Origin of the sequence: Thioclava sp. DLFJ4-1 (assembly GCF_002020145.1) — a bacterium.
Classification (GTDB): domain Bacteria; phylum Pseudomonadota; class Alphaproteobacteria; order Rhodobacterales; family Rhodobacteraceae; genus Thioclava; species Thioclava sediminum.
The window spans coordinates 305,444-331,916 of sequence record NZ_MPZT01000006.1; the positions used below are offsets into that span (position 1 = coordinate 305,444).

Here is a 26,473-nt window from a genome sequence, read left to right on the forward strand (position 1 = left end):
GACGTTTTCAGTCGTAGCGGTTCCAGATCGCGGCTTCGCCGAGCTGGGCTACGAAGGCAGCATGCGCCTCGGCCTCCTCGGCAGTCAAGCGCGGGGGCAGAGGCTCGGGGCGAGGCTTGGGACGCCAGTCTTGATTGGCTCCGGCCTGACGTTTCTGTCCCGTTTCAACGGGTTGCAGCCCGAAGCCCGGCTGCCGACCACCGATCAGCTCGAGATAAACCTCGGCCAGAATTTCACTATCGAGCAACGCGCCATGCAGCGTCCGCGATGAGTTGTCGATGCTGAAGCGGCGGCACAGCGCATCGAGCGTCGCGGGCGAGCCCGGAAATCTCCGCCGGGCCATTGCCAGCGTATCGAGCGCGCGATCATCCTGGATCAGCGGCATTCCGGCCCAGCCAAGCTCGGCATTCAGGAATTTCATGTCAAACTTGGCATTGTGGATCACGAGGACCGAGTCCGTGCCGATGAAATTCAGAAAATCGAGGCCGATCTGGGCGAATTTGGGTTTGTCCGACAGGAATTCGTCGCCCAGCCCGTGCACCTGAAAGGCTTCCTGCGGCATCGACCGCTCAGGGTTAATGTACTGGTGATAGGTGTTGCCAGTCGGCATGTGGTTGAAGAGCTCAACCGCACCGATCTCGACGATCCGGTCGCCTTCTCCCGGCTCGAAACCCGTGGTTTCGGTATCGAGAACGATTTCACGCATCTTGCTCACCCCTGATCTTCGTAATCAGGTTTCGCACATCTTGGCGGGTCTGCTCAAGATCGAGGGTTTCGATCACGAAGGTTGCGCGACGTCGTTTTTCGGCATCCGGCATCTGGCGCGACAGAATGAAATCAAGCTGCGCCTCGGTCATGTCTGGCCGTTCAAGAACACGCGCGCGCTGAACCTCTGCCGGGGCGGTGACCACGAGCGTTGCATCGCAGGCAGCGTCAGCCCCGGTCTCGAACAAAAGCGGAATATCAAGGAGGATCAGGTCCGCCTCCGGATGCGCGGCGATGAAATCACTCCGCGAGGCCGTGGTGAGCGGATGAACGATCGATTCAAGGCGGGTTAGAGCCTTTTTATCGCTGGCGAGCAGCTTTTTCAGCTCGGCCCGGTCCACCGCTCCATCCTTGACCGCAGACGGGAAGGCCGCGGCAATCGGCGCAACGGCCGCACCACCCTTCGCGTAGAGATCGTGCACCGTCCGATCCGCATCCCACACGGGAATTCCCGCCTCGGCGAACATCGCAGCCGTCGTGGATTTTCCCATCCCGATGGAGCCGGTCAGCCCGAGCAGGAAAGGATTGCTCATGCCCCGAGCACCGCGTTGCGGACAGTTTCGGTCACTTCCGGGCGCTGGCCGAACCAGCGCTCGAACCCGGGGACAGCTTGATGCAGAAGCATTCCGAGCCCGTCGACCACGGTGCATCCCACATCTTCAGCCTCGGCGAGGAATTTCGTCTTAAGAGGTGTGTAGACGAGATCGCAGCAGGTCGCGCTGGGACGCAACGCATCGAGCGGAACGCGGAATTCCGATTTGCCGACCATGCCGAGCGAGGTCGTGTTCACGACGGTCGCGGCATCTTCGAGCATGTTGCCTGCCTGAACCCAATCGTAAACGACGAGACGCGCGCCGAATTCCTGACGCAGCGCGTCTGCGCGCGCCCGAGTGCGGTTCGAGATACGAATCTCCGGCGCGCCACTTTCAAGAAGCGAGGCGACGATGGCGCGCGCAGCGCCGCCAGCGCCCAGAACTGCGGCCGGGCCGGACTTGGGGTCCCAGTTCGGCGCATTCTGCCGAAGATTAGCGATAAACCCGTAACCGTCTGTATTATCAGCGTAAATCTTTCCGTCTGGACGGAAAACCAAAGTGTTCGCGGCCCCGATCAGTGCCGCACGATCGGAAATGACATCGGCAATCTCGAGCGCGCGGATCTTGTGTGGGATCGTCACATTGGTGCCGACGAACCCCGCTTTCGGCAATGTCCGCAGCACGGTTTCCAGATCGTCTCTCGCCACATCCATCGGAATGTAAAACCCGTCGATCCCGTATTCGGCGAACCACGTCCGAAACAGGAGCGGCGAGCGCGAGTGCGCGACCGGCGATCCGATGACGCCGGCGAGGGGAATGCGCGGATGATCCGTCATGTCGTGAAGTCTCCTCGGGCGTGAAGCCAGTTAAGGAATTCGATCAGGGGAAGGCCCAGGACGGCAAAATAGTCGCCTTGGACGCGGGAGAAAAGACGGACGCCTTCTTCCTCGAGTTTGTAGCTGCCGACCGACCAGCGAATGCTGTCCCAGTTGCGGGCGACGTAATCGTCAATGAACGGCTCCGACAGCGTGTGCATCGTGAGGCGCACTTCGCCGACATGCCGCCAAAGTGGCTCGCCATCCCGGATCGCGACCATCGCGGAAAGAAGTTTGTGGGTCTGGCCCGAGAGGGCGCGCAGCTGCGATTTCGCATCTTCTGGCGTCTCCGGCTTCGACAACACCGCGCCTTTGAGCTCGAGAACCTGATCCGCGCCGATCACCAATTCCCCGGGGTGGCGCGCCGAGAGCTTCGCGGCCTTCATCTCGGCGAGGAGGTCCGCCACGTCGCGCGGCTTCGCCTCTTCGGCCTCCAAACTCCGGCGGATCATGTCTTCATCGATGCGCGCGGGCTGCACGGTCACGGACAGGCCGGCATTGCGCAGAAGCTGCGCGCGGATTTCTGAGGCGGAGGCGAGGAGGATGTTCATGAACTTGTGGATAAGCGGGCGCAGAAGTCTCGGGGTCAAATTGGGCATAACGCGGATCGGCGGATTACTCCACCGGATCGGCACGTTTCATGGCAGATTTCCGAAACTTGTCCACCTGTGGAATTCGGATTCGAGCCGTTGGGGACATGCCCGGGGTTTCACAATTTTCTCCCAAGAGTTATCCACAGGGTGACGCTGTGACTCTCTGAAAAAGAATCACGTGATATCAATATTTTATGAAACGTGTGTCGAGTAAAAGATTAGTGCTCGCCTGATGTTTTCCGCCTGTGGAGAAAGTCTTGATAAAGTGTTAATCCACATCATCAACAGGCCCTACATCATCATCATCTTTTTCTTTAAAGAATCTTTTTTGAAGATGATGGCAGCTGTCAGCCGGAGGCGAGATGACCGATTTCCTGAGCACTTGGTATTTGTGGATCAAAGCACTGCATGTGATGGCGATCATCACCTGGATGGCGGCCCTGTTCTATTTGCCGCGACTTTACGTTTACCACGTCGAGGGGCTGAACAAGGCGGGCATGGAGCGCGACAGCGATCAGGAGCTTCTGTTCCGGCATCAGGAACGGCTTCTTCTCAAGGCCATCATGAACCCGGGGATGATCGCGAGCTGGCTCTTTGGCCTGATGCTGGTCTTCACGCCGGGGATCGTCGATTGGTCGAGCATCTGGCCGTGGACCAAAGCCGCAGCCGTTCTCGGCATGACCTGGTTCCACATGTGGTGCGCGAAGGAACGCAAGGCGCTCGCGGAGGGCAGGGCGAACCGCAGCGGGCGTTACTACCGTATGATGAACGAGATCCCGACCATCTTCATGATCGTTATCGTCGCCTCGGTGATCGTGAAATTCTGACTTTCGTTGACTCAGCGACGCTTTGCGCTTATCTGCGTCGCTAAGCCACGGCCGTCCTGGTCGACCGGTTTTTCTGTTACATGACGAATTTATGCGTCCATCGTTGAGATGAGGCGCCAGCTGCAGGTGATCCGATGAGCGATGAACGCCTCAATCTCTCCGATTTGAAAGCCAAGAGCCCGAAGGAACTTCTGGCGCTGGCCGAAGAATGGGAGATCGAAAACGCCTCGACCATGCGCAAGGGCGAGATGATGTTCTCGATCCTGAAGGAGCATGCCGAGGATGACTGGGTCATCGGCGGCGATGGCGTGCTGGAAGTGCTGCAGGACGGCTTCGGCTTCCTGCGCTCGACCGAAGCGAACTATCTGCCGGGTCCCGACGATATCTACGTCTCGCCCGACATGATCCGCCAGCACAGCCTGCGCACCGGCGACACGGTCGAAGGCGTGATCCGCGCCCCGGGCGAGAACGAGCGGTATTTTGCGTTAACGAAGGTTGAGCGGATCAACTTCGAGGAGCCGGAGAAAGCGCGCCACAAGGTCGCTTTCGATAACCTCACGCCGCTCTATCCCGATGAGCGTCTGAAGATGGAAATCGAGGATCCGACGATCAAGGATCGCTCGGCCCGGATCATCGACCTCGTGGCGCCGATCGGTAAGGGTCAGCGTTCGCTGATCGTGGCGCCGCCGCGGACCGGTAAGACGGTGCTGCTGCAGAACATCGCGACCTCGATCGAGCAGAACCATCCGGAATGTTACCTGATCGTGCTGCTGATCGACGAACGCCCGGAAGAAGTGACCGACATGCAGCGCTCGGTGAAGGGTGAGGTCGTGTCCTCGACTTTCGACGAACCGGCAACGCGTCACGTCGCGGTCTCCGATATGGTGATTGAGAAGGCGAAACGTCTGGTCGAGCATAAGCGCGATGTCGTTATTTTGCTGGACTCGATCACCCGTCTGGGCCGTGCCTTCAACACCGTCGTTCCGAGCTCGGGCAAGGTGCTGACCGGTGGTGTCGACGCAAACGCGCTGCAGCGTCCGAAGCGCTTCTTCGGTGCTGCGCGGAACATCGAAGAGGGCGGCTCGCTGACCATCATCGCGACGGCGCTGATCGATACCGGCTCGCGGATGGACGAAGTCATCTTCGAAGAATTCAAAGGCACGGGTAACTCGGAAATCGTGCTGGACCGCAAGGTCGCGGACAAGCGCGTCTTCCCGGCGATGGACATCCTCAAATCCGGTACCCGGAAAGAGGAACTGCTCGTCGATCAGAAGGATCTGCAGAAAACCTACCTTCTGCGCCGCATCCTGAACCCGATGGGCACGACCGATGCGATCGAGTTCCTGATTTCGAAGCTCAAGCAGACCAAGACGAACTCGGAATTCTTCGACTCGATGAACGGCTGAGGCCGTCCTATCTTCCGCAGGGAAGAGGATTGCTATGGACACGATCTATGCACTGGCCACGGCCCGCGGAAAAGCGGGCGTGGCCGTCATTCGTATTTCAGGACCGCTGGCGTGGCAGGCGGCGCGGAACTTGGCAGGGACCCTGCCGGAACCGCGCGTTGCCGGCCTGCGGCGGTTGCGGCTCGCGGGTGAGGAACTCGACGAGGCCGTGGTATTGTGTTTCGAGCGCGGCGCCAGCTTCACCGGCGAAGAGGTCGCGGAACTGCATATCCACGGCGCGATTGCGACGGTTTCCGCCGTGTTGCGCGCCCTTGGGCAGATCGACGGGTTGCGGCTTGCAGAACCTGGTGAATTCACCCGGCGGGCGTTGGAAAACGAACGGCTCGATCTGGCGCAGGTCGAAGGGCTCTCCGATCTGATCGAGGCGGAAACCGAGGCGCAGCGTAAGCAGGCATTGAAGGTTTTGTCAGGCGCAGTTGGGGCTCTGGTCGAGGATTGGCGCGCAAAGCTGATCCGGGCAGGGGCGTTGATCGAAGCCACGATCGATTTCGCGGATGAGGAAGTTCCGGTAGATGTTTCGCCCGAGGTACTGGAGCTGATCGACGCGGTTAGCGCCGGAATTCGCGATGAATTACGTCGTCTTGGCGCGGCGGAGCGTATTCGCGAAGGGTTTGAGGTCGCGATTGTCGGGCGGCCGAATGCCGGGAAATCAACCTTGCTTAACGCACTTGCAGGGCGCGAAGCGGCGATCACCTCCGAATTCGCAGGCACGACGCGCGACGTCATCGAGGTGCGGATGGAGATTGGTGGGCAGGCGGTGACCTTGCTCGATACCGCTGGGCTTCGCGAAACCGACGATGTCGTCGAAGCGATCGGGGTGGAACGGGCACTCGACCGCGCGCGACAATCCGATCTGCGTGTTTTCCTGCTCGACGGCGAGGAAGTCCCGCTGATCGCACCGGAGCCGGGCGATCTTGTGGTGCATGGCAAAGCCGATATCGCTGCGCATGATGGGTTGAACGTCTCCGGGAAAACGGGGGCGGGGCTCGGCGAATTGCTCTCTGCGATCGAAGAACGTCTGTCCGGGGTTGGCGAAGGCGCCGGCGTAATGACGCGCGAACGGCACAGGGTTGCGATGCAGCGCGCATTCGGGGCTTTGGAATCGGCGCGAGATGAGGTATTGCGCGGGTCCGACCGAAGCGAGCTGGCAGCGGAATCACTGCGCCAAGCGGCTTGGGCGCTCGAAGCGTTGCTCGGTCGGGTGGATGTCGAGAACCTGTTGGATGAAATTTTCTCGAGCTTCTGCATCGGAAAGTAAGGAGTGTTTCACGTGAAACATTACGACGTCATCGTGATCGGAGGCGGGCACGCCGGAACCGAGGCAGCCCACGCGGCGGCCCGGATGGGTGCGCAGGTGGCTTTGGTGACGCTTCGCGCCGATGCGATTGGGGTGATGTCGTGCAACCCGGCGATCGGCGGGCTTGGTAAAGGCCACCTGGTCCGTGAGATCGACGCGCTGGACGGTGTGATGGGCCGTCTTGCCGACGCGGCCGGTATCCAGTTCCGCCTTCTTAACCGACGTAAAGGCCCCGCCGTGCAAGGCCCGCGCGCTCAAGCGGATCGTAAAATCTACCGCGAGGCTGCCCAGCATATGACCGCGGCGCAGCCCAACCTCGAGGTGGTCGAGGGGGAGGTGACCGATCTGCGCGTTGAAGGCGGTCGGGTCAACGGTGTGGCGCTGGCCGACGGTGTGACGCTGAGCTGTCAGTCGGCGATCCTGACTTCGGGGACATTCCTTAACGGCGTGATCCATATCGGCGACCAGCAGCGTCCGGGTGGCCGTATCGGGGATCGGCCTTCGCGCGCCTTGGCCGAGCGGCTTTACGCGATGGATCTGCCGATGGGGCGCCTGAAAACGGGCACACCGCCGCGGCTGGATGGGAAGACGATTGCCTGGGACAAGCTGGAGAGTCAGCCCGGAGATGATGATCCGGTGATGTTTTCCTTCCTTAACCGGAGCCCCGAGGTCCGGCAAATCTCTTGCGGGATCACCCATACGAATGGGCGGACGCATGACATCATCCGGAGCAACCTTGACCGCTCCGCGATGTATGGCGGGCATATTTCTGGAGTGGGCCCCCGCTATTGTCCGTCCATCGAAGACAAGGTCGTGCGCTTCGCTGATAAGGACTCGCATCAGATTTTCCTCGAGCCGGAAGGCCTGGATGACGACACGGTCTATCCGAACGGGATTTCCACCTCGCTGCCGGTGGATGTTCAGGAAGATTACGTCCATTCGATTTTCGGGTTGGAAGAGGCGAAGATCCTGCAGCCCGGTTACGCGATCGAATATGACTATGTCGATCCGCGCGCGCTGGACGCGACGCTGCAGTTGCGTGCCGTCCCTGGCCTATATCTTGCGGGTCAGATCAACGGGACCACAGGATATGAGGAGGCCGCAGCTCAGGGTCTCGTCGCTGGCTTGAATGCGGCATCCTCTGCGAAGACGGGCGCACCGGTGCATTTCAGCCGGACGTCGAGCTATATCGGCGTGATGATTGATGATCTGACATCGCGCGGAGTAACTGAACCTTACCGCATGTTTACCTCGCGGGCCGAGTTCCGTCTGTCGCTGCGGGCCGACAATGCCGACCAGCGCTTGACGGGGATGGGGATCGAGATCGGCTGTGTTGGCGAGGCGCGCCGCGTTCTGTTCGAAGATAAATCCGCAGATCTGACCGCAGGGCGGGAGTTGCTGCAGTCGATCTCGCTGACACCAAAGGAAGCCAAGGCGAAGGGCTTCAAGGTGAACGAGGACGGGACGCGGCGGACCGCTTTCGATTTGCTGTCTTTCCCCGATATCACGATGCCCGCGCTGCAAGAAGCGCTGCCGGAATTGCAGGATCTCTCTGATGAGACGGCGCGGCAGCTGTCGATCGATGCGCTCTATGCGAATTACGTTGCGCGTCAGGAGGTCGACGCGGCTTCCCTTAAGCGCGATGAGGGCTGGGAAATTCCCGAAGATTTCGATTTCGATTCGCTGCAGGGGCTCTCGAACGAGTTGAAGGGTAAACTTAAGCGCGCGATGCCTAAAACTTTGGGGCAGGCGGGACGTGTCGATGGCGTCACGCCCGCGGCACTTACGTTGATCTTGGCGCGGCTACGGCAATCAAAGCGGGCACGCTCTGCATGACGGCGCCTGAAACTGAAGAGTTCGCTGAGCGATTCGATGTTTCACGTGAAACATTGGATAAGCTGTTTGCCTATGAGGCGCTGCTCAAGAAGTGGAATCCCGCGATTAACCTCGTCGCGAAGTCGACTTTGGAGGATATGTGGTCGCGTCACTTCCTCGATTCGGCCCAGATATTCGCGATGGCGCCCGAAGATGCGCGGATTTGGGCGGATTTCGGGGCAGGGGGCGGCTTTCCGGGTTTGGTGATTGCGATTCTGTCGGCGGAAAAGGCGCCAGAACGCCAAGTCATTCTGGTCGAATCGGATCTGCGAAAATCGGCTTTTCTCTCGACGGTCACGCGGGAGCTGTCGCTCAATATCCGCGTTCTTCCTCAACGAATCGAAGAGATCGCCCCGCTGAAAGCCGATGTCGTCTCGGCCCGAGCCCTCGCGAATCTGCCGAAACTACTGGAATTCACCGCCCGGCATCTGAAGCCCTCCGGCATCGCTATCTTCCCGAAAGGCGCGCGCTGGCAGGAAGAACTTGCGCAGGCGCAGGAAAGCTGGTCCTTTGACTACGAGGCGATCGAAAGCCTCAGCGATCCAAACAGTGTTGTCCTGAAAATCCACGGAGCCGAGCGTGTCTGATCCAATTCGCGCAAATGAACCGAAAATCATTGCGATTGCGAACCAGAAAGGCGGCGTGGGGAAGACGACGACGGCGATCAACCTCGCTGCAGGGCTGGTAGAAGCCGGGCGTAAGGTTCTTTTGATCGATCTCGATCCGCAGGGGAATGCATCGACGGGCCTTGGAATTGAGCCCGATGATCGCGAACTGACGACCTACGACCTTCTGATCGAAGACGCGCCGGTTTCCTCGGTTCTGCACAAGACCGAAATCGACGGTCTTTACCTCTGCCCGGCGACGACGGACCTGTCTTCGGCGGATATGGAGCTTGTCTCGACCGAAAAGCGCAGCTTCCTTCTGCATGACGCGCTACGACATCCAGATGTTGATAGCTATGGCTTCGACTATATCTTGATCGACTGCCCGCCTTCTCTGAGCTTGCTGACAATCAACGCAATGGTTGCGTCGCATTCGGTTCTGGTGCCGCTGCAGGCGGAATTCTTCGCGCTCGAAGGGCTTTCTCAGCTGATGCTGACGATCCGGGAGATCCGTCTGAGCGCGAATCGTAACCTGCGAATCGAGGGCGTCGTCCTCACGATGTATGACGTGCGGAACAATCTCTCGCAGCAGGTGGAGGCGGATGCGCGCGCGACTTTGGGCGAGTTGGTGTTCCGGACGATGATCCCGCGGAATGTGCGGGTCTCCGAGGCGCCATCCTACGCGATGCCGGTGCTCAGCTACGACAGCAGTTCGCGCGGGGCGTTGGCCTATCGGAATCTCGCCAGCGAATTGATGTCGCGGCATGAACTGGCAAAGGCGGTGTGAGAATGGCTAAGGAACGCGAAAAGCGTGGATTGGGGCGTGGTTTGTCGGCTTTGATGGCGGATGTTGATTTGAATCCGACCGAGACGACGGCGCCTCCGCGTCGTCCGGAGCAATACGTCCCGGTCGAGAAGATCGAGCCGAACCCCGATCAGCCACGTCGCGATTTCGAGCCGGCCGCTTTGGAAGAACTGGCGTCTTCGATCCGCGAAAAGGGTGTGATTCAGCCGCTGATCGTGCGCAAACACCCGACGAAGCCCGATCATTACGAGATCGTGGCCGGTGAACGCCGGTGGCGCGCCTCGCAGATGGCCAAGCTGCACCAGCTTCCGGTCATCATTCGCGAATTCAACGACACGGAAGTGCTCGAAGTTGCGATCATCGAGAACATTCAGCGCGCCGATCTCAATGCGCTCGAAGAGGCGCTGGCCTATAAGCAATTGATGAGCCGCTTTGGGCATACGCAGGAGAAGCTGGCCGAGGCGCTGTCGAAAAGTCGTAGCCATATCGCGAACCTGATGCGTCTGCTGCAGCTGCCCGAAGAAGTGCAGGTCTATCTGCGCGAGGGGAAGCTGTCCGCCGGTCATGCGCGGGCGATGATCACCGCTGAAGATCCGGTCAGCCTAGCGAAACAGGCCGTCGCGAAGACGCTTTCGGTGCGCGATGTCGAGAAACTTGCGAAGAAGCAGCAGGGCGGGGAAGAGCGCAAAGCGCGCCCGAAGCCTCAGAAAGACGCTGACACGCGGGCGCTCGAGGGCGATTTGTCCGCGACGATCGGGATGAAGGTTGCGATCGATCATACCAGCAGCGGCGGCGGCAAGATTACGATTGCTTACGACGATCTGGAGGAGCTCGACAAGCTTTGCCAGATGCTCAGCAACGGCTGATCAGCTATTCGGGCGCGTCCAGATGAAAATCAGGACGCCGAGCAAGGTGATCCCCTGAATCGCCAGGATTTCAATCGGTAACCGGAAGACCAAAGACAGGCCGAAAGCCGCGAAAACAGACACTGTTGCCGCGATTTTCGCGCGTTTCGCGATAGCGCGGCGTTCTTGCCAGTCGATGATCTGGGGTCCGAAGCGCGGATGGGTGATGATCCAGTTATGCAGACGATCAGAGGATCGCGCGAAGCAAAACGTCGCCAAAAGCATCAACGGAACGGTCGGGACGAGCGGCAAAAACAGCCCGATAATCCCGATTCCGGCCGAAATAATGCCAAGCGTGAGCCAGAGGATGCGCATCAGGGGATAAGATCGCGAATAATGGCGTTCAAGACCGGGCGGCCTTGATCCGTCGCGCGCAGAAATCCGTTCTCTCTCTCAACCATGCCGATATCCTCAAGATGGCGCATCGTCGCCTCATCGAGCGGTGAACGCGAGATCGTGTTGAACCGTTCCATCTCGAGCCCTTCGGACAGGCGCAGCGCGAACAAAAGATATTCGATTGCCTGCTCTTCGCGGGGCAGGGCGGCGCGCTCATTCTCTCCGGCACCGGTTTTTTCTACCTGCGCGAGCCAGGCTCCGGGCTGTTTGAGCGTATCGGTGGCGTGGCGGACACCGTTTTCGGTCAGGCGTCCATGTGCGCCTGGGCCGATGCCGATATAGTCGCCATAACGCCAATAAATCAGGTTGTGGCGGCTCTCGGCGCCCGGGCGCGCGTGGTTTGAAATCTCGTAGGCGGGCAGGCCGTGCTTCTCGCAGATTTCCTGCGTCGCGAAATACATCTCGGCGGAGATATCGTCCTCAGGAATTCCGCGGAGTTTGCCGGCATCGTGCCGCGCGCCGAAAACCGTGCCGGGTTCGATGGTCAGCTGATAGAGCGAGAGGTGGTCGACCGCCATTTTCAGCGCCTCATCCAGCTCTGCTTTCCAATCTTCGATCGTCTGGTGCTGGCGCGCGTAGATCAGATCGAAGCTCACACGCTCGAATTGCTTGCGCGCGATGTCGAAGGCTTTCTGGCCTTCTGCGACCGAGTGCATTCGGCCCAAACGACGGAGATCTTCGTCATTCAGCGCCTGCATCCCCATCGAAACTCGGTTCACGCCAGCCTCAGAAAAGGCTCTAAACCGCCCGGATTCGACACTTGTGGGGTTCGCTTCGAGGGTGATCTCGAAATCGTTGCTGGTTTGCCAGTTTCTGCGGATGCGTTCGACAATTGCGGCGACAATCTCGGGATCCATCAGCGAGGGTGTGCCGCCGCCGAAGAAAACCGTGTTCAGAATCCGGCCTTCCGTCTGCGCGGCATAGCGGTCGAGTTCGCTGAGATAGGCAGAGAGCCATCGTTTCTGGTCGATGGCCGTCGCGACATGGGAATTGAAGTCGCAATAGGGGCATTTGGCGGCACAGAACGGCCAGTGAAGGTAGAGGCCGAACCCTCCGTGCCGCCAATCCTCGGTCATTGCGCGTCGAAAATCGTCACGAACTTGCGGAAAGCATCCGCACGGTGCGAAATCTCGTTCTTTTGCGCGGGATCCATCTCCGCGAAGGTTTGGTCATAGCCATCGGGCTGGAACATCGGGTCATAGCCATGCCCGAGAGCGCCGCGCATAGGCCAAACCAGCTGACCTTCGACACGGCCGTCGAACACCTCGTCATGCCCGTCGGGCCAGGCAAGAACCAAGGTAGAGCGGAAACGCGCGGTCCGCGGGAGCTCCGCTTCGACCTCGTCGCAGGCCTTCCAGGTCTTCTCCATCGCCATGGTGAAGTCGCGCCCGTTGGGGGTGGTTGCCCAATCGGCCGTGTAAACGCCCGGCGCTCCGTCGAGACAGTCGACTTCGATGCCGGAATCGTCCGCCAAGGCGGGCAGGCCGGTCGCTTTTGCCGCCACATGGGCTTTGATCCGCGCATTGCCGACAAAGGTGCTCTCGGTCTCTTCCGGCTCGGGGAGGTTCATCTCCTTCGCGCCGACGACCTCGACGCCGAAAGGCGCGAGGATCGCTTTGATCTCCTCGAGCTTTCCGGCGTTATGGGTCGCGACCAGCAGCTTCTTTTCGGTGAAGCTTCTCATTCGACTGCGGCTTTCTGCATTTCGACGAGCTTCGCCGCGCCTTCCTCGGCCAGATCGAGAAGCCGATCCATCTGCTCGCGCGAAAAGGTCGCGCCTTCGGCCGACATCTGCACTTCGATCAACTTGCCGCGCCCGGTCATGATGAAATTCCCGTCGGTGCCCGCTTCGCTATCTTCGGCATAGTCGAGGTCGGCGACCGGCTGGCCCGCATAAATGCCGCAGGACAGGGCCGCGACATGATCGAGCAGCGGATCGGAAGTGCAGGCGCCCGATTTCAGCAGCTTGTTCGTGGCGAGACGCAGCGCGACCCAACCGCCGGTGATCGAGGCGCAGCGCGTGCCGCCATCGGCTTGGATCACATCGCAATCGACGACGATCTGACGCTCACCAAGCGCCGAACGATCGACGCCAGCGCGCAGGGCGCGACCGATAAGACGTTGAATTTCAACGGTTCTTCCACCTTGCTTGCCCGCAGCGGCCTCGCGACGGTTGCGCGTGTTGGTCGCGCGCGGCAGCATGCCGTATTCTGCCGTCACCCAGCCAAGGCCGGAACCTTTGAGGAAAGACGGCGCGCGGTCTTCGATCGTGGCGGTGCACAGCACGTGGGTGTCGCCCATTTTGATCAGGCAAGACCCTTCTGCGTGTTTCGTAACCCCGGTCTCGATTGAAATCGGGCGAAGTTCACTTAACTCTCTGCCGGATGGGCGCATCGTGGGGACCTTTCTAATGAATTCACCCCATTTGATCGCCCATGCGCAGCGATGCAACCCCCGTGCCGTGATTGACCTTCGGCTTCGCGCGGCTTTAAGTCAGCAGGGATGAAGCGCGATGAGTGACAAGAACGATATTCTTTCCGAATTGAACGACCGCTCCCGCGAAGTGTTTCGCCGGGTTGTCGAAGGCTATCTCACGACCGGCGGTCCCGTGGGCTCGCGGAGCCTGACCCGAGAGATGAACGAGAAGCTGTCCGCGGCGACGATCCGCAACGTGATGCAGGACCTCGAATATCTCGGACTTCTGGATAGCCCCCATGTCTCCGCCGGACGTGTTCCGACCCAGACGGGTCTGCGGCTGTTCGTCGATGGGGTGATGGAGGTGAACCATCTCGGCGACGAGGACCGTGCGGCGCTCGATGCCACGATGGGCGCGAATTCAGGCGATGTAGGGTCTTTGTTGGACCGAGTTTCGAGCGCGCTTTCGGGGATGACGCAGGGCGCGAGCCTCGTTCTGACGCCGAAACACGAGGCCCCGATCCGGCATATCGAATTCGTCTCGCTCTCGCCCGACCGGGCGCTGGTGGTGCTCGTCTTCGCTGACGGTCAGGTGGAAAACCGGGTTTTCACACCGCCGCTTGGGCAAACGCCGTCTTCGATGCGGGAGGCTGCGAATTTCCTCAACGCGATGGCGGAGGGGAAAACGCTGTCGGAACTGCGCGGTCACATTGCACGCCAGATCGCGAACCATCGCACCGAAATCGATTCGCTCGCGACCGAACTGATCGACAGCGGGTTGGCGGCCTGGGAAAACAAAGGCGAGCGCTACGAGCGGCTGATCGTGCGCGGTCGTGCCAATCTTTTGGGCTCCGAAGACGACCTCGACCGCATCCGCTCGCTGTTCGATGATCTCGAACGGAAACGTGACATCGCCGAATTCCTCGATCTGGCCGAGGATGGCGAGGGCGTGCGTATTTTTATTGGCTCGGAGAACAAACTTTTCTCTCTTTCGGGTTCCTCTTTGGTTGTCTCTCCATATATGAACGCTGACCGAAAGATCATTGGTGCGGTGGGCGTGATTGGGCCAACCCGGCTCAACTACGGGCGCATCGTGCCGATCGTGGACTACACAGCGCAACTGGTCGGGCGGATGATCTCCGGCCAGGGCAAAGGATGAATGGCATGAGCGAGAAAAAAGACGAGATTGCCGAGGATCAGGCGCATATCGACGAGAGCTTCGAGGATGTGCTGTCCCATGAGGAAGACGAGCTCGAGGCATTGCGTGCCGAGCGCGACGATTATCGCGACCGATTCATGCGCGCGCTGGCAGATGCCGAGAATGCGCGCAAACGTGCCGACAAAGAGCGTCAGGAAGCCTCGAATTACGGTGGGACGCGTCTGGCGCGCGACATGCTGCCCGTGTTCGACGCGCTCTCGCGTGCGCTCGAAGCCGCGAATGAGGACGTGCGTTCGCAGGCCGGGCCGTTCCTCGAAGGGGTCGAACTGACCCAGCGCGAATTGCTGAACGTGTTCGCCCGTCACGGCATCACCACGGTGGCGCCCGAGGTCGGCGAGAAATTCGACCCGCAGATGCATGAGGCGATGTTCGAAGCGCCCGCGCCCGGCACCAAGGCCGGCGACATCATTCAGGTCATGGAGAACGGCTTCATGATCCACGACCGGCTTCTGCGGCCGGCGAAAGTGGGCGTCAGCTCCACTCCGAAATCCTGATCGGACAGGCTGGGGGCGCTGCCCCCAGACCCCCGGGATATTTTCCCCAAAACGAAGATCACTCCGTGAGAAGCGCGCGAAGCTCGTAAAGGGCGTCGAGCGCGTCTTTCGGTGTCATGTCGTCTGGAATGAGGGCTTTCAGCCGCTCTTCCAATTCTGACGGACCTGCTGGCGCGGCGGCCGGTTGCGGTGTGTTAGACACTGAAAACAGCGGCAGATCGTCGATCACCGCCTGTTTCTTGCCGCCACCTTCGCGTTCGCCCTTCTCCAGCGCATCGAGCACGATCCGGGCGCGTTCCACGACGGAATGCGGAAGCCCGGCGAGGCGCGCGACCTGAACCCCGTAGGAGCGGTCGGCGGCGCCTTTGCGAACTTCGTGCAGGAAGATCACCTCGCCTTCCCACTCCTTCACCGCGACGGTCGCATTCTCGACGCCGTCCAGCTTGGCCGACAGCGCGGTCATCTCGTGGTAATGGGTCGCGAAGAGGGCCCGGCAGCGGTTGGACGCGTGCAGATGCTCCATGACCGCCCATGCGATGGAAAGCCCGTCATAGGTCGCGGTGCCGCGGCCGATCTCGTCGAGGATCACCAGAGCGCGGTCGTCAGCCTGATTGAGGATCGCGGCGGTTTCGACCATCTCGACCATGAAGGTCGACCGGCCCCGTGCCAGATCGTCCGCCGCGCCGACACGGCTGAAGAGCTGGGACACAAGGCCGATATGGGCGGATTTCGCCGGAACGAAGCTGCCCGCTTGGGCCAGAAGCGCGATCAGGGCGTTTTGACGCAGGAAGGTCGATTTACCCGCCATGTTGGGACCGGTGAGCAGCCAGATCGCGGGGGTCGCGCCCTCGGTCAGTTCGCAGTCATTCGCGATGAAGGGCTCGCCGGATTTCTTGAGCGAGGCTTCGACGACCGGATGCCTCCCGCCCTCGATCTCGAACGCATGGCTGTCGTCGACGGTGGGCTCCGCCCAGTCTTCGTTGCGCGCAAGCGTCGCGAAAGCGCTGGCGAGGTCGATTTCGGCAAGCGCGCGCGAGGCTTCGTTGATTGGGCCTGCGCGGTCGAGAATGGCCTGTCTCAGGCTGGAATAGAGCCTTTTTTCGATCTCCAACGCATGGTTCCCGGCATTGAGAATCCGGGTTTCGATTTCGCTCAGTTCGACGGTCGTGAAACGCACCTGGTTCGCGGTGGTCTGACGGTGAATGAAGCGCTCCGACAGCGGCGGGGCGAGCATCTTCTCGGCATGGGTGGCCGTGGTTTCGATGAAGTAGCCCAGCACGTTGTTGTGCTTGATCTTCAGCGAATTGATGCCTGTGGTCTCGATATACTCCGCCTGCATCTTCGCGATCACGCCGCGGCCTTCGTCGCGCAGTTGGCGCGTCTGGTCGAGATCTTCGTCATAGCCCGTCGCGATGAAGCCTCCATCGCGTGCGAGAAGCGGCGGCTCCGCGATGAGCGCCGCATCCAGAAGGGCGGTGAGGTCGTCATGGCCCGTGAGGGCTTTCGCAGCCTCGGCGAGAAGCGGTGGGGCCTCGACGGCGGACACCGCTTCGGCGATCCGCTCGGCCTGCTCCAACCCGTTGCGGATCGCGGCCATGTCGCGCGGGCCGCCGCGGTCGAGGGCGAGACGTGACAGCGCGCGATCCATATCAGGGCAGCGCTTCAGATCGGCGCGGATATCTTCGGCAAATCGACCCTGTTCCAGCAGAAAACGCACGGAATCGTGCCGCGCATGGATCTCGGTCAGGTTCCGGGACGGGGCGGAGATCCGGCGCTCGAGAAGCCGCGCCCCGCCCGCCGTCACGGTGCGGTCGATGGCATTGAGGAGCGAGCCCTCGCGTCCACCCGAGAGAGCCTGCGTCAGTTCCAGATTGCGCCGCGTGGCGGCGTCGATCTGCATCGCTGCGCCGCTGTCTTCATGCACGGGACGGCGAAGCAGGGGCAGTTTCCCTTTCTGCGTGATCTCGAGGTAATCGACGATGGCGCCCATCGCGGCCATCTCGGCGCGGGTGAAGCTGCCGAACGCATCCAGCGACCCGATCGAATAGAGCGACAGAAGCCGCGTCTCGGCGGCCTGACTGTCGAAGCTCGCGCGGGACAAGGGCGTCATCGCGGCCCGCATATCAGAGACTATTTCAGCGCAATCGGCTTCTTTCGCCTCGCTTACCAGCACTTCACGCGGCGCAAGCCGGGCAAGCTCGGGACCCAGCCGTGACAGCGGGCAGGGCGTCACGCGGAATTCGCCGGTGGAGATATCGACCCAGGCGATCGCGGCCTCGTCGCGCACTTCCGCCCAAGCGGCGAGGAAATTGTGGCGGCGCGCCTCCAGCAGGCTTTCCTCGGTGAGCGTGCCGGGCGTGACCAGCCGCACCACATCGCGTTTCACGACGGATTTCGAGCCGCGCTTCTTCGCCTCGGCCGGGTCTTCCATCTGCTCAGCAATGGCCACGCGGAAGCCTTTGCGGATCAGCGTCAGCAGGTAGCCCTCGGCCGCGTGCACGGGAACGCCGCACATCGCGATGTCCTCGCCCAGATGCTGACCGCGTTTGGTCAGCGCGATATCGAGGGCAGACGCGGCATCCACCGCGTCCTGAAAGAACATCTCGTAGAAATCACCCATCCGATAGAACAGGAGCGCGCCCGGATTGGCCTCCTTGATCCCCAGATACTGTTCCATCATCGGTGTGACGGTCGGCTTGGCCATGTGCCCCCCATTTGCTGGTCGCGCGACCCTACAAAACCCCGGATTCGGGCGCAATTCCGTTGAGTGGCGGATCACGGGACGTTAAACGGGTTCGGACCTGCAGGAGGAGCACCGGCCCAATGCCCAGCAAGAACCGTATCACGCCCGAGGAGGCCTTGGCCTATCACCTCGACCCGCATCCGGGGAAATACGACATCACCGCGTCGAAGCCGATGACATCGCAGCGCGATCTGTCGCTGGCCTACAGCCCGGGCGTTGCCGTGCCGGTGGAGGCGATCGCCGAGAACCCCGAACTGGCCTACGATTACACCGTGAAGGGGAACATGGTCGCCGTGATCTCGAACGGCTCGGCCATTCTGGGGCTCGGCAATCTCGGGGCGCTCGCCTCGAAACCGGTGATGGAGGGCAAGGCGGTTCTCTTCAAGCGGTTCGCCGATGTGAACGCGATCGATATCGAGCTCGATACCGAAGATGCCGACGAGATCATCAACGCGGTGAAACTGATGGGGCCGACCTTCGGGGGGATCAACCTCGAGGATATCAAGGCGCCGGAATGCTTCATCATCGAGCAGCGGCTCAAGGAGCTGATGGACATCCCGGTGTTCCACGACGATCAGCACGGCACGGCGGTGATCTGTGCGGCGGGGTTGATCAACGCGCTGGAGCTGTCGGGCAAGAAGATCGAGGACTGCAAGATCGTGCTGAACGGCGCGGGGGCTGCGGGCATCGCCTGTCTGGAGCTTGTGAAAGCGATGGGCGCGAAGCACGACAATTGCATCATGTGCGACACCAAGGGCGTGATCTATCAGGGGCGCACCGAGGGCATGAACCAGTGGAAATCGGCGCATGCGGCGGTGACCGAGGCGCGCTCGCTCGAAGAGGCGATGGAGGGGGCCGATGTCTTCCTCGGCGTGTCGGCCAAGGGCGCGGTGACGCCCGAGATGGTGCAGTCGATGGCCGACAATCCGGTGATTTTCGCGATGGCGAATCCGGACCCGGAGATCACGCCGGAAGAGGCGCAATCGGTGCGCCCGGATGCGATCGTGGCGACGGGGCGGTCGGACTATCCGAACCAGGTGAACAACGTCCTCGGCTTCCCCTACCTGTTCCGCGGCGCGCTCGACATCCATGCCCGCGCGATCAATGACGAGATGAAGATCGCCTGCGCCAACGCCTTGGCGGAACTGGCGCGCGAGGATGTGCCCGACGAGGTCGCGATGGCCTATGGGCGCAAGCTCAGCTTCGGGCGCGATTACATCATTCCGACGCCCTTCGACCCGCGGCTGATCCACGTGATCCCGCCGGCGGTCGCGAAAGCCGGGATGGACACAGGTGTCGCGCGGCGTCCGATCATCGACATGGAAGGCTATGCGCAAAGCCTGAAAGCCCGGATGGACCCGACCGCGTCGATCCTGCAGGGCATCCAGAGCCGGGCGCGTCAGGCGCAGGCGAAGATGATCTTCGCCGAGGGCGATGACGAGAGGGTGCTGCGCGCCGCCGTGGCCTATCAGCGCTCCGGCATGGGCGAGGCGCTGGTCGTGGGCCGTGAGCAGGATGTGAAGGAAAAGCTGGAAACGGCTGGCCTGGGCGACGCCTATCGCGAGCTGCGCGTGGTGAATGCGGCCAATTCCAAGCATACCGAGACCTACAAGGACTTCCTGTATAAGCGCCTGCAACGGCAGGGCGTGGACCGCGAGGATGCGCATAAGCTGGCGACGCGCGACCGGCATGTCTTCGCGGCGCTGATGCTGGTGCATGGGCATGGCGACGCGATGGTCACCGGGGCCACCCGGAAATCGGCGCATGTGCTGGAGCTGATCAACAAGGTGATCGACGCGAAGCCCTCGGATGGGGCGGTCGGTATTACCGCCCTGCTGAACAAGGGTCGCGTGGTGCTGATCGGCGATACGCTGGTGCATGAATGGCCCGACGAGAACGATCTGGCCGATATCGCGACGGCGGGCGCGCATGTCGCCCGCGGTCTGGGCCTTGAGCCGCGCGTGGCCTTCTGTTCCTTCTCGACTTTCGGCTATCCGGTGTCGGAACGGGCCACGAAGATGCATGTCGCGCCGAAGGTGCTCGACGCGCGCGGGGCGGATTTCGAGTATGATGGCGAGATGACCGTCGATGTGGCGCTCAACATGGATCAGATGAAGAACTATCCGTTCTGCCGTCTGACCGGCCCCGCCAACATTCTCGTCGTGCCGGCGCGCCATTCGGCATCGATCTCTGTGAAACTGATGCAGGAGATGGCGGGCGCGACCGTGATCGGCCCGATCCTGACCGGGACGAGCCACGCGGTGCAGCTGTGCTCGACCACGTCGACGGTGAACGACATCCTAAACATGGCGGCGCTTGCCTCGTGCAAGCTGTGCCTGAAGGACTGAATTGAACAGGCGCGCGGTGATCCGCGCGCCTGTTTCGCTTTATCCCAGCGCGTAGCCCGTGCCGCGCACCGTGCGCACCGGATCATCCCCGCCATTGGCCATCAGCGCCTTGCGCAGCCGCCCGACATGGACGTCGATGGTGCGGGTGTCGACATAGATGTCGCGGCCCCAGACCCGGTCGAGCAGTTGATCGCGGGTCCAGACGCGGCCCGGTTTTTCCATCATCGTCGAGAGCAGCCGGAACTCGGTCGGCCCGAGTTTCAGCGGCTGGCCGTTGCGGAAGACGCGGTGTTCCTCGGCATCGAGGATGATGTCCTCGAAGCTCAGCCGCTCGCCCATCGTGGCCGGGCGGGTACGGCGCAGCTGGGTGCGCACGCGGGCCATCAGCTCGACGACCGAATAGGGTTTCACGACGTAGTCATCCGCGCCGGTCTCGAGGCCCCGCACCCGGTCCACCTCTTCGGACCGTGCCGAGAGCATGATGACGGGGATACTGCGGGTCTCGGAATTGGCCTTCACCCGGCGGCAAATCTCGATACCGGAGACATTGGGCAGCATCCAGTCCAGCACGATCAGATCGGGCTTCTCTTCCTTCAGGAACAAGAGGCCCTCGTCTCCGTTCTCCGCCATCACGACACGAAACCCTTCGGCTTCGAGGTTGTAGCTGAGCACTTCGCGCTGGGCGTTTTCGTCTTCAACCACAAGGACGCAGGGTTGTTGGGCTGGCGACATTTCTCAGGTCTCCGTCACATTACGCTCGAGCTTTTCGGGCGCGCGTCTTCCGGCATTTCGCCGGTCACGAGGTAGATCACCTGCTCGGCGATCGTCGTCGCATGGTCGCCCATCCGCTCGATGTTCTTCGCGATGAAATGCAGGTGCATGCAGGGCGTGATGTTGCGCGGGTCTTCCATCATGTAGGTCAGGAATTCGCGGAACAGCGCGTTATACATCTGGTCAACTTCGAGATCGCGCTCACGAACATCGGCGGCCAGTTTCGGGTCGCGCTGGATATAGGCGTCGAGCGCGTCTTTCAGCATCGCCTCCGTCGTGCCCGCCATGCGGCGGATCGCGGTCGCGGTGCCGCTGATCTGCGGCCCGTCGGACAGAACCTGCGTGCGCTTGGCGATGTTCTTCGCGTAATCGCCGACCCGCTCGAGGCTTGCGGAGATCTTGATGACCGAGAGCGCCATGCGCAGGTCGCGCGCGGCGGGGGCGCGTAGGGCGATCAGGCGCGCGGCTTCCTCGTTGATCTTCTCTTCCAGCTCGTCCACGGCGCGGTCGCGGGCCCGGATCTGCTCGGCCAGTTCGAGATCGCGCACTTCGAGCGCGCGGGCGCTTTCGAGGATCTGCTCCTCGACGAGGCCGCCCATTTTGACGACCAATGCCTGCACCGCCTCAAGGTCGCGGTCGAAGGCGGAAAGAATATGCTCGCTCATGATTATTTGCCTCCTCAGCCGATCCGGCCGGTAATGTAGCTTTCCGTCCGGCTGTCGGACGGGTTGGTGAAAATCTTGTCCGTGTCGTCGTATTCGACGAGGTTTCCGAGGTGGAAGAACGCGGTCTTCTGACTGACGCGTGCGGCCTGCTGCATCGAGTGCGTCACGATCACCACCGAGAAATTCGCCCGAAGTTCGTCGATCAGTTCCTCGACCTGCGCGGTCGCGATCGGGTCGAGCGCCGAGCAGGGCTCGTCCATCAGCAGCACTTCCGGCGAGGTCGCCACGGCGCGTGCGATGCACAGGCGCTGTTGCTGACCGCCCGAAAGCCCGGTGCCGGGCGCGTGCAGGCGATCTTTCACCTCGTTCCACAGCGCGGCCTTGCGCAGCGAGTCCTCGACCACCTGATCCAGCTCGGCCTTGTTCTTCGTCAGGCCGTGGATTTTCGGCCCATAAGCCACGTTGTCGTAGATCGACTTCGGGAAGGGGTTCGGTTTTTGGAACACCATGCCGACCTTGGCCCGCAGCTGCACCGGGTCGACGCGCTTGTCGTAGATGTCTTCGCCGTCGAGTTTGATATCGCCCTCGACGCGGCAGATATCGATCGTGTCGTTCATCCGGTTCAGGCAGCGCAGGAAGGTCGACTTCCCGCAGCCCGACGGGCCGATGAACGCGGTGACGGTCTTGTCGAGAATGTCGACATCGACGTCCTTGATCGCGTGGGTGTCGCCGTAATGGACCTGCACGTTGCGTGCGGTGATCTTGATGTCGTCAGTGGTCACGGCTCTCTCCGTCAGGCTCATGTCTTCCATTTGTCTCGCGCTCCCTTACCAGCGACGCTCGAATTTGCGGCGCAGGATGATGGCGATGATGTTCATGCCCAGAAGGAAGATCAGCAGAATGATGATACCTCCCCAGGCGCGTTCGTAAAATGCCGGGTCGGCGCGCTTGGCCCATTCGTAGATCTGCGCGGGCATGGCCGAGTTGGGCGAGACGAAGCCGTCGAGGAACCCGTCCGGCGAGTTGGTCGCGATATAGCCCACCATCCCGATCAGCAGGAGCGGCGCGGTTTCGCCCAGAGCCTGCGCCAGACCGATGATCGTGCCGGTCAGGATACCGGGCATCGCCAGCGGCAGAACGTGGTGGAAGACCGATTGCATCTTTGATGCGCCGACGCCGAGGGCGGCGTCGCGGATCGAGGGCGGCACGGCTTTCAGCGCAGCGCGGGTCGAGATGATGATCGTCGGCAGGGTCATCAGCGTCAGCACGAGGCCACCGACCAGCGGCGCCGATTGCGGCAGATGGGCGAATTGGATGAACACCGCGAGGCCGAGGATACCGAAGACGATCGACGGCACCGCTGCGAGGTTCGAGATGTTCACTTCGATCAGGTCGGTGATGCGGTTCTTCGGTGCGAATTCTTCCAGGTAGATCGACGCAGCGACCCCGATCGGAAGGGCCAGCACCAGCACCACCAGCATCATGTAGAACGAGCCCAGCATCGAGATCCCGATCCCGGCCTGCTCGGCGCGGCTGTCGGAGGCGTCGGCGCCGAAGATGAAGGCCCAGTTGAAACCTTTGTGGATGATGCCCGCGTCGCGGAGCTGGTCGACGAGGTCGAGCTGCGCCACGGTGATGTTCTTGTCCTTGGCGATCTCGTCGCGATGCACGCGGCCCTTGAGGTAGCTGTCCACCCGCGACGAGGCGAGGATCTTGAAATCCACCGTCGTGCCGATGATCGACGGGTCGGCGAGCACCGTGTCGCGCACCTGGCTCGCAGCCGAGGCCGAGATCAGGTTCTTCATGTCCTTCGCCTTGGCGAGATCAGTCGTCGCGCCGGATTTCTCCACCGCGTCGAGCAGGCCTTTTTCGATCAGCGGCTTGTAGGTGAAGGTGGTCGCCTTCTTCAGATCCTCCGGATCGCGGTTGCCCTTCTTGTCGAGCTTCGCGGCGTCCAGATAGACCGGAACTTCCACAAACGTCTGCTGAAACGCGGTGGCGCCGTTGGAGACGATCGTCACCAGCAGGATCACGAGGAACGCGAGACCGATCCCGATCGCGCCGATGCCGAGTGCCTTGAAGCGTTTCTCGGAGGCGTTGCGGCGTTTCGTGCGCGCATCGAGATGATGCAGCGAACGCGTCGCGGGTTGGCCTGCGCCGTGTTGGGTCGCATCACTCATTCGTATTGCTCCCGGTATTTGCGCACGATGTAGAGCGCGAAGATGTTGAGCCCGAGCGTCAGGACGAACAGCGTCATGCCGAGCGCGAAGGCGACCAGCGCCTCGGGGGACGCGAAATCGGCGTCGCCGGTCAGCTGCGAGACGATCTTGGCGGTGACGGTGGTCATGGCGTCGAACGGGTTCATGCTGAGCCGCGCGGCGGCGCCTGCGCCCAGCACCACGATCATCGTCTCGCCAATGGCGCGCGAGGTCGCCAGAAGCACGGCGCCGACGATGCCGGGCAGGGCTGCGGGCAGGATAACCTGCTTGATCGTTTCGGATTTCGTCGCGCCGAGGCCGTAGGAGCCGTCGCGCAAGCTTTGCGGCACTGCGTTGATGATGTCGTCGGACAGCGAGGAGACGAAGGGGATCAGCATGATGCCCATCACCAGACCCGCGGTCATTACGGCCGTGCCCGCATGCATCCAGCCGCCATCGGCCATCGCAGCGGTCGGGCCATTCGCGCCGAAGATCGACAGCAGGAACGGGCCCACGGTCAGAAGGGCGAAAAGGCCGTAAACGATGGTCGGGATGCCGGCGAGGACTTCGAGCAGCGGTTTCACGACGCCCCGCACCGATTTGGTCGCGTATTCCGACAGGTAGACGGCAGCGAACAGCCCGATCGGCACTGCAACGAGAAGCGCCACCAGCGAGATGTAGAGCGTGCCCCAGAGAAGCGGCAGGATACCCAGCTCCGACCCGCCACCGAAGCTTGGCGACCAGGTCGTGCCGAGGAAGAAATCGGAGATCGGATAGAGGCGGAAGAACTCGATCGTGTTGAAGACCAGCGACAGAACGATACCGATCGTCGTCAGGATCGCGATGGAGGCTGCGGCGATTAGCAGAACGCGCACGCCTTTTTCGACCGTGTTGCGCGCGCGGAAATCCTTGTTCGTGCGCAGGTAGGCGAAGGCGAAGCCCCCGATGGCTGCCAGCAGGACCAGTACCGTCATCGCCAGATCGCCCACCGAGGTCATGTCACGATAGGTCTGTGCCGCGTTCAGCGTCGCCGGATCGACATTGGAGCCGAGCGCGACACCGACTGAGCCGAGAACCTCGCGCAGGTCCGTGGTTTGCAGATCGATGTTCGCGGCTTGCCGTGCGCTCAGCGCGCCTTGCGCGATTGCGGTGTCGAGGCCGTCGGCAACACGCCGGACATCCGACATCACGAGGCTCATGTTCGAGCCGTCCAGCAGCGCATCGGGAATCTCGGCGGAGACGCGGGCATTCACGATCAGCGGCTGCGCCACCATCCAGACCAGCAGCAGAAGAAGCGCCGGCACGGCGGTGAACATCGCGACGTTGAAGCCGTAGTAATTCGGCAGGCTGTGCAGAGACCGTCGGTCTTCGCCTGCCGAATGCAGCGCACGCATACGGCCCATCACGAAGCCGACGACTGCCAGCACGACCACGATCACAACGATCCACAAAACAGGCATTTCAGCCCCACCAGTTGAAAATAACCAAAAAGGAAAAAGGGGGCAGCGAAATAAGCCGCCCCCTGAAGATAGCGGTCTCGATTACGAGCCCGAACCCATGGTCACTTCGTTTGCCACGGCATCCTGGGTCTTGGCCAGTTCCGGGTCGGCAACGAGGCCGTACTGAGCGAGCGGGCCGTCGGGGCCAGCGATCTCGTCGGAGACGAAGAACTCAGCGTATTCCTTCAGGCCGGGGATCACGCCGATATGCGCTTTCTTGACGTAGAAGTAGAGCGGACGCGACACTGGGTACTCGCCCGAAGCGATGGTCTCGGTCGAGGGCTCGACGCCCGACATGGTCGCGACTTTCAGCTTGTCGGTGTTGTTCTCGTAGAACGCCAGACCGAAGACGCCGATGCCGTTCGGGTTGGAACCGATGCGGGCGAGGGTCTCGGTGTAGTCGCCGTCGATGTCGACAGCCTTGCCGTCGGTGCGGACTTCCATGCAGGCCTTGCCGGCTGCTTTTTCGTCCATGCCCGAAGCGATGAAGGCTTCTTTCGCGCCGGTCGCTTCACAGCCAGCTTCCAGAACCTTCTCTTCGAAGACTTCACGGGTGCCGTGCTTGGTGCCCGGGATGAAGGCGATGATGTCGGCATCCGGCAGGTCGGAGTTGAACTCGTTCCACTTGGCGTAGCTGTTGTCGACGATCTCGCCGTCCTTCAGGACCTTCGCGCCGAGCGCGTTGAAGATGTCCGAGGGGGTGAAAGCGTTGAAGGCCGGGCCGTCTTTTTGCGAAGCAAAGACGATGCCGTCATAGCCGATGCGGACTTCCATGATGTCGGTGACGCCGTTGTCGGCGCAGGTCGCGACTTCTTTGTCCTTGATCTTGCGCGAAGCGTTCGCGACGTCGATCGTGTTTTCGCCAACGCCTTCGCAGAAGCGCTTCAGGCCAGCCGAGGAGCCGCCCGATTCCACGACCGGGGTCGGGTAATCGAAGTTTTCACCGAAAGCTTCGGCGACGATGGAGGCGTAGGGCAGCACGGTCGAGGAACCGGCGACCTGGATGTTGTCACGCGCGAAAGCGGCGGTGCCCGAAGCGGCAACGATCGCGATCGCGGAGGCGGCGAGGTTGAACGATTTCATAGATCACTCCCAGTGTTCTCAAATTTGGGCCGTCGAGTGGCCTCAGCGCGGTCCTAGGGGTCTTCGGTGACGCTTATGCAAACATTATGTAACAGC

The 26,473-nt window shown here is 61.6% G+C and carries 25 protein-coding genes; 10 read left to right on the forward strand and 15 right to left on the reverse strand.

Annotation, left to right across the window (positions count from 1 at the left end; genetic code table 11):
• Positions 1-7: 7 nt before the first annotated feature.
• The 4 genes from dnaQ to BMI85_RS19200 are packed head-to-tail and all read right to left on the reverse strand — an operon-like array spanning position 8 to position 2,772.
• A complete protein-coding gene (gene dnaQ / locus BMI85_RS19185) occupies positions 8-706 on the reverse strand; it encodes a DNA polymerase III subunit epsilon (protein ID WP_078602414.1) in 699 nt (232 codons plus the stop codon).
• Complete coding sequence (coaE, locus tag BMI85_RS19190; protein ID WP_078602415.1) at positions 699-1,298, reverse strand: dephospho-CoA kinase; 600 nt, start codon at positions 1,296-1,298, stop codon at positions 699-701. Before coaE ends, dnaQ begins: the two co-directional genes overlap by 8 nt.
• Positions 1,295-2,134 carry a shikimate dehydrogenase gene (locus BMI85_RS19195; protein ID WP_078602416.1) on the reverse strand — a complete coding sequence of 280 codons (840 nt, stop codon included), beginning with the start codon at positions 2,132-2,134 and terminating at the stop codon, positions 1,295-1,297. The genes coaE and BMI85_RS19195 overlap by 4 nt, the downstream gene beginning before the upstream one ends.
• Positions 2,131-2,772, reverse strand: a complete 642-nt coding sequence (locus tag BMI85_RS19200; RefSeq protein WP_246832600.1) for a Maf family protein — start codon at positions 2,770-2,772, stop codon at positions 2,131-2,133. Before BMI85_RS19200 ends, BMI85_RS19195 begins: the two co-directional genes overlap by 4 nt.
• 356 nt (positions 2,773-3,128) lie before the next feature.
• Between BMI85_RS19200 and BMI85_RS19205 the strand changes: the two genes are divergently transcribed.
• The 7 genes from BMI85_RS19205 to BMI85_RS19235 all read left to right on the forward strand — a co-directional run bounded on the left by BMI85_RS19205 (position 3,129) and on the right by BMI85_RS19235 (position 10,507).
• Complete coding sequence (locus tag BMI85_RS19205) at positions 3,129-3,593, forward strand: CopD family protein (RefSeq protein ID WP_078541497.1); 465 nt, start codon at positions 3,129-3,131, stop codon at positions 3,591-3,593.
• Positions 3,594-3,727: 134 nt separating this feature from the next.
• Positions 3,728-4,999 (forward strand): transcription termination factor Rho, encoded by a 1,272-nt coding sequence (gene rho / locus BMI85_RS19210; protein ID WP_078522665.1) that lies wholly within the window; start codon positions 3,728-3,730, stop codon positions 4,997-4,999.
• A 34-nt stretch (positions 5,000-5,033) separates the two neighbouring features.
• Positions 5,034-6,317, forward strand: a complete 1,284-nt coding sequence (gene mnmE, locus BMI85_RS19215) for a tRNA uridine-5-carboxymethylaminomethyl(34) synthesis GTPase MnmE (protein ID WP_078602417.1) — start codon at positions 5,034-5,036, stop codon at positions 6,315-6,317.
• Positions 6,318-6,329: 12 nt separating this feature from the next.
• Entirely contained in the window at positions 6,330-8,192 is a 1,863-nt protein-coding gene (gene mnmG / locus BMI85_RS19220) for a tRNA uridine-5-carboxymethylaminomethyl(34) synthesis enzyme MnmG (protein WP_078602511.1), read from the forward strand.
• A complete protein-coding gene (rsmG, locus tag BMI85_RS19225; protein ID WP_078602418.1) occupies positions 8,189-8,818 on the forward strand; it encodes a 16S rRNA (guanine(527)-N(7))-methyltransferase RsmG in 630 nt (209 codons plus the stop codon). Before mnmG ends, rsmG begins: the two co-directional genes overlap by 4 nt.
• Positions 8,811-9,623 (forward strand): AAA family ATPase, encoded by an 813-nt coding sequence (locus BMI85_RS19230; RefSeq protein WP_078522668.1) that lies wholly within the window; start codon positions 8,811-8,813, stop codon positions 9,621-9,623. Before rsmG ends, BMI85_RS19230 begins: the two co-directional genes overlap by 8 nt.
• 2 nt (positions 9,624-9,625) lie before the next feature.
• Positions 9,626-10,507, forward strand: a complete 882-nt coding sequence (locus BMI85_RS19235; RefSeq protein ID WP_078541493.1) for a ParB/RepB/Spo0J family partition protein — start codon at positions 9,626-9,628, stop codon at positions 10,505-10,507.
• Here the strand turns inward: BMI85_RS19235 and BMI85_RS19240 are convergent, their stop codons facing one another.
• Genes BMI85_RS19240 through rph form a run of 4 tightly spaced genes read right to left on the reverse strand, consistent with a single transcriptional unit; the run spans position 10,508 to position 13,336 of the window.
• Positions 10,508-10,861 carry a YbaN family protein gene (locus BMI85_RS19240; protein ID WP_078602419.1) on the reverse strand — a complete coding sequence of 118 codons (354 nt, stop codon included), beginning with the start codon at positions 10,859-10,861 and terminating at the stop codon, positions 10,508-10,510.
• The gene (gene hemW, locus BMI85_RS19245) at positions 10,861-12,018 is read right to left on the reverse strand and encodes a radical SAM family heme chaperone HemW (RefSeq protein WP_078602420.1); all 1,158 of its coding nucleotides are present in this window, start codon (positions 12,016-12,018) and stop codon (positions 10,861-10,863) included. The genes BMI85_RS19240 and hemW overlap by 1 nt, the downstream gene beginning before the upstream one ends.
• On the reverse strand, positions 12,015-12,626 hold the full coding sequence (rdgB, locus tag BMI85_RS19250) for an RdgB/HAM1 family non-canonical purine NTP pyrophosphatase (protein ID WP_078602421.1): 612 nt from the start codon (positions 12,624-12,626) through the stop codon (positions 12,015-12,017). Before rdgB ends, hemW begins: the two co-directional genes overlap by 4 nt.
• Positions 12,623-13,336, reverse strand: coding sequence for a ribonuclease PH (gene rph / locus BMI85_RS19255; protein ID WP_078541490.1), 714 nt, complete (start codon positions 13,334-13,336; stop codon positions 12,623-12,625). The genes rdgB and rph overlap by 4 nt, the downstream gene beginning before the upstream one ends.
• Positions 13,337-13,454: 118 nt before the next feature.
• Between rph and hrcA the strand changes: the two genes are divergently transcribed.
• Positions 13,455-14,516, forward strand: coding sequence for a heat-inducible transcriptional repressor HrcA (gene hrcA / locus BMI85_RS19260; RefSeq protein ID WP_078602422.1), 1,062 nt, complete (start codon positions 13,455-13,457; stop codon positions 14,514-14,516).
• 5 nt (positions 14,517-14,521) lie between these two features.
• On the forward strand, positions 14,522-15,070 hold the full coding sequence (locus BMI85_RS19265) for a nucleotide exchange factor GrpE (RefSeq protein ID WP_078522675.1): 549 nt from the start codon (positions 14,522-14,524) through the stop codon (positions 15,068-15,070).
• Positions 15,071-15,128: 58 nt separating this feature from the next.
• Here the strand turns inward: BMI85_RS19265 and mutS are convergent, their stop codons facing one another.
• Positions 15,129-17,774 (reverse strand): DNA mismatch repair protein MutS, encoded by a 2,646-nt coding sequence (mutS, locus tag BMI85_RS19270; protein ID WP_078602423.1) that lies wholly within the window; start codon positions 17,772-17,774, stop codon positions 15,129-15,131.
• 119 nt (positions 17,775-17,893) lie between these two features.
• Here mutS and BMI85_RS19275 point away from each other — a divergent pair, with 119 nt between their 5' ends.
• On the forward strand, positions 17,894-20,161 hold the full coding sequence (locus tag BMI85_RS19275) for an NADP-dependent malic enzyme (RefSeq protein ID WP_078602424.1): 2,268 nt from the start codon (positions 17,894-17,896) through the stop codon (positions 20,159-20,161).
• Positions 20,162-20,200: 39 nt separating this feature from the next.
• Here the strand turns inward: BMI85_RS19275 and phoB are convergent, their stop codons facing one another.
• The 6 genes from phoB to BMI85_RS19305 form a co-directional block, all read right to left on the reverse strand.
• On the reverse strand, positions 20,201-20,893 hold the full coding sequence (phoB, locus tag BMI85_RS19280; RefSeq protein ID WP_078602425.1) for a phosphate regulon transcriptional regulator PhoB: 693 nt from the start codon (positions 20,891-20,893) through the stop codon (positions 20,201-20,203).
• 14 nt (positions 20,894-20,907) lie between these two features.
• Positions 20,908-21,597: a phosphate signaling complex protein PhoU gene (gene phoU, locus BMI85_RS19285; RefSeq protein WP_152844554.1), complete on the reverse strand. Its 690-nt coding sequence runs from the start codon at positions 21,595-21,597 to the stop codon at positions 20,908-20,910.
• 14 nt (positions 21,598-21,611) lie between these two features.
• Positions 21,612-22,409, reverse strand: a complete 798-nt coding sequence (gene pstB, locus BMI85_RS19290; RefSeq protein WP_078522679.1) for a phosphate ABC transporter ATP-binding protein PstB — start codon at positions 22,407-22,409, stop codon at positions 21,612-21,614.
• Positions 22,410-22,424: 15 nt separating this feature from the next.
• Positions 22,425-23,777, reverse strand: a complete 1,353-nt coding sequence (gene pstA / locus BMI85_RS19295) for a phosphate ABC transporter permease PstA (RefSeq protein ID WP_078602426.1) — start codon at positions 23,775-23,777, stop codon at positions 22,425-22,427.
• Positions 23,774-25,255, reverse strand: a complete 1,482-nt coding sequence (gene pstC, locus BMI85_RS19300) for a phosphate ABC transporter permease subunit PstC (protein ID WP_078602427.1) — start codon at positions 25,253-25,255, stop codon at positions 23,774-23,776. Before pstC ends, pstA begins: the two co-directional genes overlap by 4 nt.
• Positions 25,256-25,336: 81 nt before the next feature.
• Positions 25,337-26,377 (reverse strand): substrate-binding domain-containing protein, encoded by a 1,041-nt coding sequence (locus BMI85_RS19305; protein ID WP_078570597.1) that lies wholly within the window; start codon positions 26,375-26,377, stop codon positions 25,337-25,339.
• Between the last annotated feature and the right edge of the window lie 96 nt (positions 26,378-26,473).

Coding starts and splice junctions, on each gene's coding strand:
- BMI85_RS19265 (WP_078522675.1), top strand. CDS start 14,522: ATGAGCGAGAAAAAAGACGAGATTGCCGAGGATCAGGCGCATATCGAC.
- rho (WP_078522665.1), top strand. CDS start 3,728: ATGAGCGATGAACGCCTCAATCTCTCCGATTTGAAAGCCAAGAGCCCG.
- pstC (WP_078602427.1), bottom strand. CDS start 25,255: ATGCCTGTTTTGTGGATCGTTGTGATCGTGGTCGTGCTGGCAGTCGTC.
- BMI85_RS19235 (WP_078541493.1), top strand. CDS start 9,626: ATGGCTAAGGAACGCGAAAAGCGTGGATTGGGGCGTGGTTTGTCGGCT.
- rph (WP_078541490.1), bottom strand. CDS start 13,336: ATGCGCCCATCCGGCAGAGAGTTAAGTGAACTTCGCCCGATTTCAATC.
- dnaQ (WP_078602414.1), bottom strand. CDS start 706: ATGCGTGAAATCGTTCTCGATACCGAAACCACGGGTTTCGAGCCGGGA.
- mutS (WP_078602423.1), bottom strand. CDS start 17,774: ATGGCCAAGCCGACCGTCACACCGATGATGGAACAGTATCTGGGGATC.
- pstA (WP_078602426.1), bottom strand. CDS start 23,777: ATGAGTGATGCGACCCAACACGGCGCAGGCCAACCCGCGACGCGTTCG.
- BMI85_RS19240 (WP_078602419.1), bottom strand. CDS start 10,861: ATGCGCATCCTCTGGCTCACGCTTGGCATTATTTCGGCCGGAATCGGG.
- rsmG (WP_078602418.1), top strand. CDS start 8,189: ATGACGGCGCCTGAAACTGAAGAGTTCGCTGAGCGATTCGATGTTTCA.
- phoB (WP_078602425.1), bottom strand. CDS start 20,893: ATGTCGCCAGCCCAACAACCCTGCGTCCTTGTGGTTGAAGACGAAAAC.
- coaE (WP_078602415.1), bottom strand. CDS start 1,298: ATGAGCAATCCTTTCCTGCTCGGGCTGACCGGCTCCATCGGGATGGGA.
- pstB (WP_078522679.1), bottom strand. CDS start 22,409: ATGGAAGACATGAGCCTGACGGAGAGAGCCGTGACCACTGACGACATC.
- hemW (WP_078602420.1), bottom strand. CDS start 12,018: ATGACCGAGGATTGGCGGCACGGAGGGTTCGGCCTCTACCTTCACTGG.
- BMI85_RS19205 (WP_078541497.1), top strand. CDS start 3,129: ATGACCGATTTCCTGAGCACTTGGTATTTGTGGATCAAAGCACTGCAT.
- mnmE (WP_078602417.1), top strand. CDS start 5,034: ATGGACACGATCTATGCACTGGCCACGGCCCGCGGAAAAGCGGGCGTG.
- BMI85_RS19305 (WP_078570597.1), bottom strand. CDS start 26,377: ATGAAATCGTTCAACCTCGCCGCCTCCGCGATCGCGATCGTTGCCGCT.
- phoU (WP_152844554.1), bottom strand. CDS start 21,597: ATGAGCGAGCATATTCTTTCCGCCTTCGACCGCGACCTTGAGGCGGTG.
- rdgB (WP_078602421.1), bottom strand. CDS start 12,626: ATGAGAAGCTTCACCGAAAAGAAGCTGCTGGTCGCGACCCATAACGCC.
- BMI85_RS19200 (WP_246832600.1), bottom strand. CDS start 2,772: ATGCCCAATTTGACCCCGAGACTTCTGCGCCCGCTTATCCACAAGTTC.
- BMI85_RS19195 (WP_078602416.1), bottom strand. CDS start 2,134: ATGACGGATCATCCGCGCATTCCCCTCGCCGGCGTCATCGGATCGCCG.
- hrcA (WP_078602422.1), top strand. CDS start 13,455: ATGAGTGACAAGAACGATATTCTTTCCGAATTGAACGACCGCTCCCGC.
- BMI85_RS19275 (WP_078602424.1), top strand. CDS start 17,894: ATGCCCAGCAAGAACCGTATCACGCCCGAGGAGGCCTTGGCCTATCAC.